Annotated in this window: 13 protein-coding genes; 3 read left to right on the top strand and 10 right to left on the bottom strand. The window is 63.2% G+C overall.

All coding sequences use genetic code 11. The features are described 5' to 3' along the window. Positions 1-37: 37 nt before the first annotated feature. Positions 38-2,809 carry an AAA family ATPase gene (locus C2868_RS14515; protein WP_100809626.1) on the bottom strand — a complete coding sequence of 924 codons (2,772 nt, stop codon included), beginning with the start codon at positions 2,807-2,809 and terminating at the stop codon, positions 38-40. A 154-nt stretch (positions 2,810-2,963) separates the two neighbouring features. On the opposite strand from C2868_RS14515, the gene C2868_RS17840 reads away from it, so the two are divergent. The 3 genes from C2868_RS17840 to C2868_RS17305 are packed head-to-tail and all read left to right on the top strand — an operon-like array spanning position 2,964 to position 6,176. Next, on the top strand, positions 2,964-4,217 hold the full coding sequence (locus C2868_RS17840) for a DNA cytosine methyltransferase (RefSeq protein ID WP_100809625.1): 1,254 nt from the start codon (positions 2,964-2,966) through the stop codon (positions 4,215-4,217). Positions 4,218-4,260: 43 nt separating this feature from the next. Next, on the top strand, positions 4,261-5,325 hold the full coding sequence (locus C2868_RS14505; protein ID WP_103663511.1) for a ParB N-terminal domain-containing protein: 1,065 nt from the start codon (positions 4,261-4,263) through the stop codon (positions 5,323-5,325). After that, positions 5,322-6,176, top strand: coding sequence for a hypothetical protein (locus tag C2868_RS17305; RefSeq protein WP_146048081.1), 855 nt, complete (start codon positions 5,322-5,324; stop codon positions 6,174-6,176). Before C2868_RS14505 ends, C2868_RS17305 begins: the two co-directional genes overlap by 4 nt. Positions 6,177-6,266: 90 nt before the next feature. Here the strand turns inward: C2868_RS17305 and C2868_RS17300 are convergent, their stop codons facing one another. From C2868_RS17300 to C2868_RS14460, 9 genes are all read right to left on the bottom strand, one after another. After that, positions 6,267-8,261 carry a hypothetical protein gene (locus tag C2868_RS17300; protein WP_146048080.1) on the bottom strand — a complete coding sequence of 665 codons (1,995 nt, stop codon included), beginning with the start codon at positions 8,259-8,261 and terminating at the stop codon, positions 6,267-6,269. 263 nt (positions 8,262-8,524) lie between these two features. Beyond that, a complete protein-coding gene (locus C2868_RS14500; RefSeq protein ID WP_157814048.1) occupies positions 8,525-9,085 on the bottom strand; it encodes a recombinase family protein in 561 nt (186 codons plus the stop codon). Then, positions 9,082-9,951 (bottom strand): zeta toxin family protein, encoded by an 870-nt coding sequence (locus C2868_RS14495; protein WP_181003474.1) that lies wholly within the window; start codon positions 9,949-9,951, stop codon positions 9,082-9,084. The genes C2868_RS14500 and C2868_RS14495 overlap by 4 nt, the downstream gene beginning before the upstream one ends. A gap of 530 nt (positions 9,952-10,481) precedes the next feature. Beyond that, positions 10,482-10,736, bottom strand: a complete 255-nt coding sequence (locus C2868_RS14485; protein WP_100812810.1) for a hypothetical protein — start codon at positions 10,734-10,736, stop codon at positions 10,482-10,484. A 115-nt stretch (positions 10,737-10,851) separates the two neighbouring features. Next, entirely contained in the window at positions 10,852-11,775 is a 924-nt protein-coding gene (locus tag C2868_RS14480; protein WP_100812809.1) for a hypothetical protein, read from the bottom strand. Between the two features lie 6 nt (positions 11,776-11,781). Then, positions 11,782-12,093 carry a glutaredoxin family protein gene (locus tag C2868_RS14475; RefSeq protein WP_181003473.1) on the bottom strand — a complete coding sequence of 104 codons (312 nt, stop codon included), beginning with the start codon at positions 12,091-12,093 and terminating at the stop codon, positions 11,782-11,784. Continuing rightward, entirely contained in the window at positions 12,093-12,545 is a 453-nt protein-coding gene (locus C2868_RS14470) for a hypothetical protein (RefSeq protein ID WP_219811481.1), read from the bottom strand. The genes C2868_RS14475 and C2868_RS14470 overlap by 1 nt, the downstream gene beginning before the upstream one ends. 2 nt (positions 12,546-12,547) lie before the next feature. Continuing rightward, entirely contained in the window at positions 12,548-13,207 is a 660-nt protein-coding gene (locus C2868_RS14465; protein WP_100812808.1) for a ParA family protein, read from the bottom strand. 280 nt (positions 13,208-13,487) lie between these two features. Continuing rightward, positions 13,488-13,952 carry a helix-turn-helix domain-containing protein gene (locus C2868_RS14460; RefSeq protein WP_100812807.1) on the bottom strand — a complete coding sequence of 155 codons (465 nt, stop codon included), beginning with the start codon at positions 13,950-13,952 and terminating at the stop codon, positions 13,488-13,490. Positions 13,953-13,986: the final 34 nt, after the last annotated feature.

Here is a 13,986-nt window from a genome sequence, read left to right as displayed (position 1 = left end):
CGCGGCGATCATCTCGGGCCGTGAGCCTGGATAGCCGTCAGCTCAGTGAGGCTCCGCCAGGGGTCAGCATCGGCGAGACGATCGGATCCGACTTGACGATCTGCGGCCTTGCACGCGGCTCGATACGCGACCCAAGCGTGGTCGCCGCCCGGCCAACCTCGAGCCACGCCGCCTGCCGATTCTCTTCCATCGTGGGTTCCATCGAAGGGCGCAGCATCCGGGTCGCGAGCTCTTCGACTGCGTCCACGCCGGGACCGAGGGCAATCACGGAGTTCACAGCGCGTCCTCTGGTCATCCCGACATACATGCCGGCCGCATCGACGCCTAGACCAACGAGCGCGGCCTCCGTGCTTTCGCCTTGGATGCCATGGACCGTTGACGCGTAGGCGAGATGCACGTGCTCAGCGACATAGTCAAGAGGGACAAGTCGCGTATCGCCAGAGTCAGTAACACTCACGAGCCGAACTCCTTCCGGCTCGATGCGACCAACCGTCCACATCGCGCGATTTTCGACTCCCAGGCCCTTATCGTTCCGCCGCGTCTGGACAACGTCGCCCTCCACCAACCACTGATCATCCTTGCCGATGACGGCGCGTGCCGAGTCGAGTTCGCCCTGGTCTACCCGTCGCTGTTGGATAGCTTCGTTGATCGCCTGGGCTTCCGCGTTCGTGGCTGTCACCAGCGCCACGCGCCTACCAGCAGTTGCCCACGCGAAGTACTCATCAACCATGATCTGCTCGGCCTCCGCCTCGTTCGCGGCGCGACGGATCAGCCCCCGAGCACCAAGCTCATGCGCAACGTCGAGTGCGTCGTCCTTCGTGCGCGGTTCGCGCATGCGGAGCGTCAGCGCGGCATAGGTGGGATCGCGGAAGCGATGTACCGCGGTGAGTTCGACGCCCGCGGTCGAGCGCCGCGCCATGATGGCCATGGCACCCGAGTGTCCGACGGGGCGAGCTTGTAGGTGATCACCGACCATCGCGATTCCGGCACCGGTCTGAGCGGCGACGGCTGCGAGTGCGTTCGCGACCCGCAAGTCGACCATTCCGGCCTCATCTACGACGATCCGATCGCCGGCCGTCATACGGAATCGGCGGGGCCCGCCGTAGACCTGCCCCGTCGCGTCCGTGTCGCCCACAGTGAGTTGCCGCCATTGCTCAGCGCCGGCGGCCTCGGTGTGCCAGCGCCATCCGTAGTCGAGCAGCAGAGCGTGCAAGCTCGATGCACTTGCACCGATCTCGTGGGCGGCGACGCTCGCTGCCTTCTTCGTCGGCGCAACCACGAGCATCGCCCTGCCCTGCCGCTCGAGGGCTCGCTTTGCCGTCACGAGCATCGTCGTCTTGCCCGTGCCGGCGGGACCGGTGACCGCGACCAGCCGATCCGTCCCGGCGATCGCCGAGGCAGCGTGGAGTTGACCCGTGTCGAGCTCACGTCCTTCGGGTAGGACGGTCGTCGATATGTCTCGGACGACTTCGAGCGGAACCCTCGCGCCCTGCTCGGAGAGGCGCTCGAACTGCTCGGCGAGGTCGGTCTTGAGAACAGCCGTCGTGACCGCCATGAAGCCCTTCACATGGGACGGGACGCCTGCACGGTCATCCAGCAGATTCACAACGTCGCGAACGGCTCGCGCGACTACATCGTCGATCACGTGCTCAAGCAGTTGGCGGTCAGCAATGACGCCGGATGCGGCAACCGCTCGCATCGCGCCCGCACGGATATCGAACATGCTGAACCGCCCGCCGCTGCTCGCCGACCGGTTGTCCGCATCAACTACGGCCATGCGCGCGAGCAGATCGCGGTCGAGATCTGCGATCACGACCTGGTGCGGCTCAGCAGGCGACCGAGAACCGAGCAGCGCGGGATCGAGCGATGCAAGCTCGTCGCGGGCCCATTGCTCCCAGTCGCCCTCATCAATGTCGTCGGGTTTGTTCGGGCGTCCCTGCGCCCACGCCCACCGATCGATCGCTGCGAGAACGTCGTGCGATGGCTCCTGTCCCGGGTGTCCGGCGCGCCACTCCGCCGTCTTCGCCTGCCGGTTTGTCTCGATTTGGTTCGATCGGCGCGACATAGGCCGCACGGCATGTGCGAGCTGAGCGATCTCGCCCCTCTCATCGAGGGTGTACCCGTGGCGGGCCAGCGCGGCGATCCATCCGGGATCGGTCCGGGCGGCGATCTCGCCCTCTGCGTTGACGACCGTGTGCAGCTTCATCGCGACCCGCGAGTCGACGTTCGACCACCTGCCATCCAGCCCCTGCACCTTGACGTTCAGCCACAGGTGCCGGTGGATGTGCGGGTCGAGCGCCCGAGACCGTCGGTGGCGCAGCTCCACGACTTCGATGCGCTGAAGATCCTCACGGATGCTGCCGCCGGCCCCTCGCCGAGCGTTGAGTTCGCGCTGCCATGTCTTGACGATGCGGTCGCGGAGGCGATCTTGGAGCGCCTCGAACTCGGCAGCAAGCTCGGGGTGAATCAGTGAGGCGAGGCTGAACGATTTGGGGGCGTTGATCGTCCCATCAAGTACGAGGTCAGCATCCGGTGATTGGAGGTCGCGTCCCCGACGTTCCCCCGTTGCGGGGTCTTCGCCATTCACCCACCGGCGAAGCGACGTCTGGTCGAGGCTGTCCTCGAGGATCCGTCCCGCCTCGACGGTGAGTCGGGGGACGGATGCACCGGCGGAGTACGCGGCGAGCGCGTCAGTGCCCAGCGGCGCAGCGATGTGCGAGTCACACGTGCCTTCGAACGCGTACGCGACAGCCTGACGGACTCCCCCGGAGTCGACGCCCCGCTTCCATCGCTCGAGTCCACCTCGCATGAGGCGAGGCTACGCGAAAATGTTAAATCCCGACAGCGTTACACAGAAAGTGCCTGCGTGCATCGTCTCTCCGAAGGTCGATCGTCTCCATGCGCCAGCGCGAGCGCGCCGGCTGGCGTGGCTCGCTTCGACTTGACTTGGTGCCGCGAATGGTGTGAGCTCGGGTTGGAAAGGAAGTACTTTGACGACGCTTCTGTCTTGCTTCAGCGGGGTGGGCGGTCTCGACCGGGGTCTTGAGGCCGCTGGGTTCGTCACGCTCGGCTGCCTAGAGATCGATAGGGACGCGCGCGCCACGCTTGCAGAGAATCGTCCCGCTTGGCGTTTGCTTGAGCCCTCCGACGTCGTCGAGGCGGGTCGCGCTCTAGCTCCCCAGGACGTCGGAATCGCCCCGCGGGAGTTGACGCTCTTGGCAGGTGGCCCGCCCTGTCAGCCATTCAGCAAGGCTGCGCAATGGGCTGCGCCTAAGCGCGGCATCAAGGACGACAGAGGGACGACTGTCGACGGCATGATGGATCTCGCTGCATCGTTCCTGCCGAGAGCGATCCTCATGGAGAATGTCGCTGGTTTCTTGAGCGGAAAGAACAATGCAACCGCACGCATCAAGAAGCGGCTTCGGGAGATTAATAGCATGGCCGGTACGCGGTACCGGCTCAGGTCCTGGGTGGTAGATGCGGCGGACTACGGCGTCCCCCAGCACCGAGCGCGTGCCATCATGATTGCATTTCGCGACGGTGAACCCGCGCCATCTGTTCTTCCACGACCGCACGGGGAGGATCACCGCACCGTTTGGGATGCATTGGAAGACCGCGTTCCGGATCCTGTTCCATCAGCTAGGGGCGGGTATGCGGACTTGCTGACTAGCATCCCGGAGGGCAGCAACTACCAGCATTTGACAGCACGAGGGGGCGGCGAAGAAGTCGAACTTTTCGGCTACCGGACCAGGTATTGGTCCTTCCTGCTCAAACTGGCGAAGGATCGGCCAGCGTGGACCCTGCCCGCGAGCCCTGGGCCCTCGACGGGCCCGTTCCATTGGAGCGGCCGTCCGCTTGCGAGTTCGGAGCGCATGCTTCTCCAGGGCTTCCCAGCAGACTGGCGTCTTACAGAGAACGAACGTGTCAATGTAAGGCTCGCTGGCAACGCCACCCCCCCGCCACTCGCCGAAGCGATGGGAAAGCTCATCCTGCACTTGCTCGAAAAACCCGGTGAACCAATGAACGCAGAGACAATTCGGGCCTCGCTAGCAACCACCAGAAGCACCAAACCCGTGCCGCCTCCTGCCGACCCCGCACCTCTTCCCCCTCGATGGAAGGCAGTAGTGGGACCTCAGATCCCACATCCGGGGAAAGGCGCGGGGCCCGCTGGCTACCATCGCGCCAGCTCGTCCAATAGCGTCATCGTTACGGACTGAGCCAAACGGACTCACCTCCGATCACCCACGGGAGACACAACCGATGGATCAGGCCCATCACGAGGATCGCGCATCATTGATCTACCTGCGTGTAGATGAGTTGACACTGGACACGCGGAACCCGCGTTTGGTGACGGCGGCCGCACCGAGCCAGAAGAGTCTTCTCCGTCAGCTCTATGAGCAAGAATCGCTAGACGAACTCGCGCAGTCCTTCGTTGATAACGGCTACTTCGCTGAAGAGCCCCTGGTTGTCGTGAAAGAGAACGGCGAGTGGGTTGTTGTCGAGGGCAATCGGAGGCTAGCCACCCTGAAGCTTCTGCTAGATGAGAGTCTGCGAGCCGATCTGAAGGTCGATGGGTGGCCCGAACTGTCCATCGCCCAACGAGACCGCATAGTCGAAGTCCCGTGCGTCAAGTACGACAACCGAGAGGAAGTGTTCCCCTTCCTCGGCTTTCGGCACATTACCGGTGCCAAGAAGTGGGCCCCCTTCCAGAAGGCTCGATTTATAGCCCAACTCATTGATGCAGGACGATCCCTCGACGAGGTGGAGGACCTGATCGGAGACAACTCCCAAACAGTGAAGAAGCTCTACCAGGATTACATTGTCTTCAACCAGATCAAGACTGAGCTGGACATGCCCGAGCGACCCATCCGAGATCGCTTTTCACTACTCGAAGTGACGCTCGGTCAACGACCCATTAAGGCCTTCCTCGGTATCCCCAAAACCCTTCCCAAGCAGGCAACCGACAAGCTCGTCCCAGAGGAGAAGCTAGACGCTCTTGAGGAAGTGGTCGGATGGGTTTTCGGAACGCCGTCGCGCGCGCCGATACTTCTCGAGTCACGCGCTATCTCAAATCGATTGGCGCCCGTGCTCGCTAGCTCAGAAGCCACCGATCGCTTGCGCTCCACGGGCGACTTGGAGTCCGCCTATGAATACAGCGCTGGCGAGAAGGAGTTCCTGCTCAAGAAGATTCAATCCGCCGAGCGCGCAATCAGAGACGTTTCTGGTCTAGTCTCCGTCTACCTGGAAGACCCCGACGTCGTCCGCGGAGTCTCGCGACTCATTCAACTCGCGCAGGGACTGGAGAAGCTGGTAGACGAACTGTGACCATCGATCTTGCGTTCCCGGCCGGAGAAGGCCCAGATTTCAGAGAGGTAGCGGATTGGTGCGAGTACACCGCTCTGACGCAAACAGCAGACTTCAAACGCGGCGATCTGAAATCGGCTATCTCGCGCGAAAACATCTCTTCCGCCGACCTCTTGGAAGAGCAGGCGTGGGCCGAACTCACGACTAGGGCGGGACTCTTCGGAGCGACCTGGCCGCTAGAACTCGACGGATCTCGGCTGCGACGGGCGGCTGCGACAGAGGACGCGCGCACTCTCTACCGTTACCTTTGCCTGCTCGGGATGGGTCAACTCGATAATGTCGACCGAAAACTCTTCGAGGAGATCGTTCGTGCGATATTCGCTGTAACTTTTGGCGAGAACACAATGCGTATTGGTCACCCGGCCTCTGCCGGGATGAGCACCTCGTTTCGCGAGCGCGCAAAGCACTACGCGACCGCTGCGGGACTCACGTCAAGCGAGTACCTCAATGACCCTCTACCTGATGACAAGGATCTCGGTCTTGACGTCGTGAGCTGGCACGGTACCGGGGACAACCGCGGCGGTGAACTCCACTTCCTCGTACAGTGCGCAACCGGGAAAAACTGGCCAGAAAAGGGGGATGACATACATCTGGGCACAATTTCGCCTCATCTCAATTGGGCTGTGACACCTGTCCGTGTGTTCTGCATTCCTGCGGTCGCACATCTCCCTGAGCAGCAATGGATTCGATTCTGCCGAAGGGCAGGACTCGTTCTCGACCGACCGCGGTTGATCGAAGCAGGGACGAACATAGAACTTAGCGATGCACTTCGCACAGCAATCCATACCCGCGAGGTGGCTCTCGTCGGTTAGCCGCCGCGGCGCACCGCACATGATGACGAACTAGGGGATTTCCGAGGGACGAGCGTGGTGAGGACGTGCGAACGCCTGGCATCGAAGCCGCTAAAGTGCCACTACTCGGCGGCCTCGTTCCACTAGATATGGCCTAGCGACGGAAGGATCTCGACCCGATTGCGCCTCCGTCGATCCCGGCAGCCGCTCGACAGGTCCCCATACCTTCCACCAATATCGAAACCGGACGAGAGGCTGCCAGCTGTCAACTGCGGCGGCGCTGAGGGGGCCAGGTGCCGCTTCTATCTGAGCAATCAGCGAACCTACCTCCGTCAGCACGCTCGTGAGCCTGAGATTCGGCTCTTCCAGAAGCCCGAGGCATCCCAGGATCGCCCGAGATGTAATGCTCAGACGCACCACCAGCAGCCGAACGTCTCCTTCCTCCCATATGGGCGGAAGTCCATCTATCGCATCTAGCGCGTCATCGACCGCGATCCAGCTGACCGATCGCAGTGCGGCAGGCCAAGCCTCAAACGCGCGACGTGCATCAAGATTCGCGGGCAAGAACGCACCAAGAGGCATCACCCCCAGCTCGCGATGTGCGAGATCGAGAGCATCTTTGCTCTCGTCCAGGGCCGCGGCGCTCACATTGACGCGGGGAGTGGTTTCATTCAGCACTGATACCTCGAAAACGCGAGCGCGTGGCAAGAGACCCCTGACTGTCACTAGTGCTTGGAAGCAAGGATTTACGTCAGCCACACCCAACCGCTCGACTTTGACGCGAACGACCGCGCCCGCGGCCGCAAGATCGACCAGTCGTATCCCGTTCGAACCGAAAAATGCCTCAGCGCGCGACCACTCAGGCATCCGATTGAGGTCTCCTGCCGCTGGCCAGCCAGCCGGCTCTGACGCACGCATTGCTCGATCAAAGGCAAGAGCCGCGTGACAGCCGCGGTCGAAAGCGACCAACCGCCGAACGCAGTCCTCGAGGGAACTAAGAGTGATCACATCACCCTCGCCGCGTAGTACCTCGTCGAAGCCATCCCATTCGAGGGTCTCGTGAGCAAAAGCATTCCGGAGGCCCACAAAGACCGAGGAGATGGCCAATCGGCGCAGGAACTCATCACTAGCTAGCATCGCGTCTCGGACGTTGGAAAGACTTGGCGGCTCCGTCCATCGTCCTGCTCGCAACGACAAGATCGCCCAAACAAAGGGCCGGATCGATCCCTCGACGAGGTGCCGGTACGCACCCGTCAGTAACTGCGCGCGACGATCACTCGATGCTTCCGCCGCGACCGAGGCCATCGCCTCCATCACAAGAGCATGAGTCTTCCGTCCAATAGTCTCTCTTGATCTCAACGCTGCACTGAGTTCCCGACGCACACCACGGCTCTCGCCGACCGATAAGGCATCGAGCACGATGTGCATCGTCCAGGCAGCTAGTGGTGGATCCGGAGAACTCGCAATCCAGCCCACTACAGCCACTCCCGCAGATGCGTCAGAGACCGGCGCGAGGCCGAGGGATAGGAGATGCTGGCCAACTCGCGACATAAGCTCGTTCGTCCTGTACGCGAAGTGCCCAATCACTATGTCTGGTCGGAAGACACCGCGGTCATCAACCGGCTCCCGATCCCCACCGAACATCGTTCGGAGGGGGGATACGTCTCCGCGAGCTGACCTGATTGCCGTGAGGTACCGTTCGCTTACTATCTCCGCCGGCAGCGAAACCTCACGGCCTGCGCGGACGCCATTCAGCTGATCTCGAACCGTCTGGCAGAGTTCGCCCAATACGCCGACCGCCAACGCACTGCCAAACGGCTCGAAGCGCGCGAGGGCGGAAAGCCTCTCGCGCACCGCCGTCAACGAGTGCGTTTGTAGCTGTGCCCAGTCCCGCAAGTCGTTGAAGTTAACGCTGGAGGGTTTGTCAAGACCCAGCACTTCGGTAGCATCTCGGATCAGCGCGATGAGCGACTCCGAGTGGGTTCCCGTTACTTGGGGCGTCAGCGGAATCGTTGAGACGAGCGGGAAGTCGCGCTTCAGCGTCTCGTCTAGCCAGCGTTGGAGACTAGCGATCGCTCGGGACCGAGCATCCTCCGGCAACACCATGCGACAAAGCTAGCGCCCTGTCTGCATGTGCGACGGAGATGGCCGGTTCGTCGCGCGACTAGTAGGAACGCTTCAGCGCCTGTGAGCTGCGTAAACAACTCTTGGTCGCGTCAGTCTTGAGAGCCGATCTCTATCCCAACCATTCGAATCGCCCCCGCCCGACGCGACGATTTTCCTGTGACGAATCTCTCCTGCAATAGCCGGAACGAGCTTCAGTAGCTCCGACGTGTGTTGATCTCGCAACCTCACGATTTTCAGTTCGTCTACACGGTACGGAGCGCGCGACGAACGGCGCTGGCGCTCACGCCCACGACATTTGCAATGTGAGCCACCGATCGGCCGTGGGATCGAAGCTCGGTCGCAATGCCGATCTTGTCGGGAGTCATGACAGAAGGACGCCCCGCCCTGCGGCCCTCCATCCTGGCGGCTCGGAGTCCTGCGCGAACGCGGTCACCGAGCAAGGCGCGGCGGACATCATCCAACGCGATCAGGTAGGCGCTTGTTTCTGAAGTGGACGCCGGAGCCAGATCTAGTTTGGGTTCGGCGATAGACCGAAAGTAGATCGAATCATCGTCGAGGGATCGCAGCGTAGAGACGAGGTGGTTCAAGCTGTGCGAGAGCCGCGCGGCGCTCGTCACCACGAGAGTGTCGCCTGCGCTGAGCCTCGCGAGGCATTCCTTGAGCTCAGGCCGATCGCGCGGGTGCCCCTCCCCCGCATCGACGAAGACCTCTTCCGCGCCGTGCGCCTTGAGCACGGCTACGTCCTCATCAATCGGCGCACCTGCGCGCAAGGTCCGGGTGTAGCCGACGACGCGTGAAGTCATCGGCCGATCACAGGCATCTCGGGAGCAGCTGTCGTAGACGGATCGCTCGTCGGCAATGCGGAGAGCTGGCGGCGCAGCGACTGGGCCTCGGCCGCTAGACGAGACTCCAGTTGCGGGCCTGTGGTCGAGCTCGCGGGCAGGTTCATGGCCGGGACGACCTCGCGGAGAGCCACCTGATGCAACTCGATGAGCAAGGCGAGATCTGTGGCTCGCGGCGGTAGCGAGCGGGCAAAGTCCGTGATGCGGCGCAGCTCTCCTAGCCATTCGACTGCGGCTCGCTTCGTGGGTCCGCCCGCGCGGGCGCGATTGAACGAGTCGCTCGAACCGGTGGGCAGTCCGTTTCCGGACCCGTCGAGCATCGTCACCTCTACGCCCCGTTCGGCGGAGACCGCGGCAAGCACGTCGCGGACATCGGTCCAACGTGCATCGTGTTCAGCGACGGATACCTCGACGGCATGGCCTGTCCGTTGGATCTGCCGAAAGTGTGCCGACGCGACAGCAAGCAGCGATTCTGCGCGCCGAGGCACAACAACGACCATTTGCACTTGGTAGCGGGCATCGAGGAACTGCGTCGCGACGCCCAGCGCCGCGAAGGGCGTGCGGAAGTCGCCTTCGATAATGAGGGGGCGTCGCACCTCACGGGCATGGGAGATCGCCGCACGCAGCCACTCAGCAACATCCGCGTTCACGCTCGCAGTCGATGCCGTGCCCGTCTCTGCGACCGCAGCATGAAGGGCGCGAAGTTCCGTCGACGAGAGCACCGTGGCGGTCGGCGAGGCGTCAAGCGCACGCGCGATCGCTCGTCCCCGGCCGCTCCCCGGCCCCCCAGCAATGAGAGTGAGGTGAGGTGAAGTATCCCCATCCACAGGCGGGAAAAGGATTGGCTCGATAGTGCGTTCGTATTCGTTGAGGGGATCTCTGCTGCCCCCTGCTACGACGTCGCTCACGTGTTGCTCGCAACGCTTGAACCGCGTGATTCGAGTTCAGCCGTGAGCCGGTCCACAGCCGCACGATCGAACCCATTGACGGCGTTGGCCTGCGCACGAAGCCTGACGACGGAGTCCAGCGACGCACCGCCCTGTTGGGCTCGCTGGAGAAGCTGGGACGCGAGCGCGCTGGCTCCCTCACGCATCTCGTCGTACGCAATGGCGTCATTCACACGCCATGCAGATTGGCCAGCCGCCATGTTTTCCGCCTCCTGGCGCGAGTTTAGCTGGCTAAACCGAAAAGGCTGAAGCGGTATTTCGGCGTTCCTGTCCTTCGCCGTGATATCTAGCTTCCTCACGGCGGTCTGCGGTTGTCAGGGGCACGGCGCCAGCCGTGTCGCAACGCGACGCGAAGCGCCCTTGACGGCCGCGCGACGGCGCGTACGATCGCGGATCACCGGCCGAAGGGATTACTCGCGTGCGAGAGAGCTGATGTCTCTGATGAAAGCGCGCCGGTCGGCGGCGGGGTCGGTGATGAGTCCAGCGATGCGCAACCGCCACACCCCGCGCGCTGGCCCCTGCAAGCCGACGAGTGGCTTGATACACCAGGCGACGTCCTCGCCGAGCGTGTAACCCGGCTCCTCGGTCGCGCGCTCGGGGTAGTAGGTGAAGGCCGCAACAGCAACTCGCGTGATGGTCGCTTCGACGTCTGTTCTATCGATCATGCTGGTCCCTTCGTTTCGTGCGCGCAGGAGCGGCTGCGCCAATATTCTCGTTCCCCGCGATGCACAGGGCTAACTCGCGAGTGAGCACCACACCAACGACGCGCCTGGGGAGGAATCATCGCCCCATTCCTCTCGTCTGAGAGTTCGGGCCGGCGTGTGGTCGGGCGGCGTCTCCTCGCTCGATGACGCGCTTTTCGCCGATCCGGAGCCGTGCATTGATCTCGCGCGCAACGTTCTCCATGCGTTGCTCTTCGGCGGAAAGTCGGCCCGGTACATCGTGTCGGAGTTCGGGGTTGCGGGCGGCGTAGTGGGTGGTGCGGGCGCGGTAGCAATCGCGTTGCCATTCGTCGAGGAGACGTTGCGGCGTGCGACCTTCGTCGCGGAGGGCAGCGACCGCGTTCGCGTCCCGATGCGGCGCGAAGAACAGCGTGGCGCTCTCGAGGTTGGTGTCTCGTTCGGTGGATGTTGCGCGGTGTCTCCTATGCGGTGGGAGCCCGGCCTCGATGCGGCGGCGTTCTCGTGCCTTCCAGGCGCGAGCCGCCGCGAGTTCGCGTTCCTTGTTTGCCGCGTAGTACTCGCGCCTTCTTGCCTTGATCTGCTCGGCATTGCGTTCATAGTGGCGGCGTGCGTTTTCCTTCTTCTGCTCCGGGTCGTCCCGATACTTGTCACGGCGTTTCGCCGCCCGTTCTTCCTTGTGCCGCTCACGCCACTCCGCGTTCGCACGTGAGCGTTCCTCGCGATACGCGTCAGGATCTGCGGCCTTGCGTCGAGCAAGGTAGTCACGCTGGTACGCGCGACGTTGCTCGATGTTGGCGTGATAGTAGTCGCGCGACTTCCTCGCGTTCTTCTCGCGGCGCTCTTCCTCACGGCGCTTCTGCTCCGCGGCGCGGCGGTTGCGGTCCACCTCGTTCCGGTTGATCCGTTCGCGGTTCGCGGCGTCGTAGTTCCTCCGGTATTCGCGGATGTGATCCTGGTTGTTCTGCCGCCACTGCCGCTTGTACTCACGGATCCGCTCGCCCGCCTCCTCCGATTCCTCCATCGGGCATCACCGCCCGATCCCGGCCATGAACGTGGCAGCCGGACCGGATGCTGGCGAATGGGTCGTGCCTGCGCTGGCGAGCCGGTCTACGAAATCGGGCCGGAATCCTGACCAGTGGTGCTGCGGCTCATTGTCGACGATGACCACGGGCGCTTCGCTGTACCCGAGATCTTCGGTGATGAAATCGCGAGCCGCCAGATTGCCCACATCCGTCACGTCAATCACGGCGAAGCGGATGCCGCTCTCCTCCAACTTGCGGATCGTCAGCCGACACCGCTGGCAGGACGGCCCGGTCGAGTAGACGTTCACGGACAGCATCAGGACAACTCCCGCGCCGTTCGTTCGACAGCCGACGCCCCGATCCTTGGCACTCCTGAAGTTGCAGAGTCCGGGACTCCTGAAGTCCGAGAGTGCGGATGTTCGGAAATCACGGACTGCAGGAGTGCGTCCTCGGTGTCGCCGACGAGCTGATCCGCGTTCGCCAGCAGCAGGTCGATCGCAACGCGGACGAGCGTGTTCTCGGTGATCCGCTCCTGACGGTCGGTGCGGCGCCGCATCAGTGCGCGAGCGAGTTGGGTGAGCTCGACATACTGGTCCTCCCGCAGCCGAGTTTCTTTCCGGGTGAGACGTGCGTATTTCGCCACGCCTCGCACGAGCGGAGGGGCTTTCGCCTCCATCTCATTGGCCATTGCGCGCCCGGTCGGCGGGGCAAGTGACGTGACGCGCGCTCGCGCGTCACCCAGCTGTCCTGCAAGGTCGATCTTGCCCATCGTCACCACCTCGAGTGCAGTCCGGACTGCAGGTGTGACGTCAGCTCGAATCCGACGCGGGTGATGTCGGCGATCGATCCCTCGGTGCGGCGGGTGTCGGCGAGGTTGGTGACTAACCGTCCGAGCATCGGAGCATGGGCGTGGATCAGGTACTGGCGCAGATAGGACTGGAAGGTGAGCAGTCCGAACGAATCCTGCAACACCGTCTGCCACTGCTGGTACTGGCCCGGGATACGCCCGTCCACGCGGTTCAGCAGCACCCGGTAGGGCAGTCCGCGCGGTTCGATCAGGCGGGTGACCGTGCGGAGCGTGGGGTCGATCGCCATCGGCTCGGGGACGACCGGAACGATGACGTAGTCCGCAGCGTCGAGGACAGCCTCGAGGGTGCGGGTGTCTTCGAGACTTCCTGGAGTGTCGACAACGACGAGGTCGTACAAGTCGTCGAGTTCACGCAGTCGGGTAAGCACGCCAGGGTCGTGGTCGTCGGCGAAGTCGAACGGGATGTGTGCGGCCATGTTCTGCGCCCACCACGTGGTTGAACCCTGCGGATCGACATCAACGACCAGCATCCGAAATGTCCTGGACAGGTGAGCCGCCAGTTGCATCGCGACGGTCGTCTTGCCGACCCCGCCCTTCTGATTTGCCACGGCGACGATTTTCACGACGCACTCCCGAAATGCCGGACTTCGGAAGGTCGGATGTGTCGGAGTACGGAAGTCCCGAGGTTCGAGAGTGTCGGAGTTCCGACGCCAGCCGTCCCTCCCCGTAGCCGGATAGCCCGGATCCGCGGATTTGCCGTTCGGTGTTCCCTTCTCTGTTCATCTCCCTGATCTCTCACTACTAGTGAGACAACAGACCGATATGCGCGCGACGTGACGCCGATAGCCCTCTCGGCGTGATGCCGATACCGACAGGACACGAAACCGACACCCGCTGTCGGCCCTATCGGTGTCCTGCCCGGATGCGCCCCGACAATGGCCTGCCATCGGACGGAGCGCCGACACTGTGGATAGTGCCGTTCGCTGCGGCGAACCTCTGGCGATGCATCCACGCTTGATCCTTCTCGCGGTACTCCTCGGGAACCGCGGGGAATCGGTAGATGCACGACAGCCACCTTCCGTCTACCCGCCGGTCGCGAGCGACGTGCACCAGTCCCGACTCGCCGAGCACCTTCACCACCCGCTGCACGGTGCGTACGTTCAAACAGGTACGACGTGCGATCGTTGCGTACGACGGGTAGGCGTACCCCTCGGCCGCGCTCTCCAGCTCCGCCAGGCACAGCAGCACCAGCTTCTCGGCCGGGGTCAGTGGCACCCAGGGCACATCTTCCAGACCTGCGGGCGTATCGGTCGCGATCCTCGGGCGGTTGTCCGTCTCCCACGCCCAGTTGCGTGCGCTCAAGCTCATGCTCGGCCTCTGACCTCGTCATCCACGTCACGAG

This window comes from Microbacterium sp. CJ77 (assembly GCF_002911615.1).
Taxonomy (GTDB): Bacteria; Actinomycetota; Actinomycetes; order Actinomycetales; family Microbacteriaceae; genus Microbacterium.
This window is presented reverse-complemented; position numbering and strand designations above follow the sequence as displayed.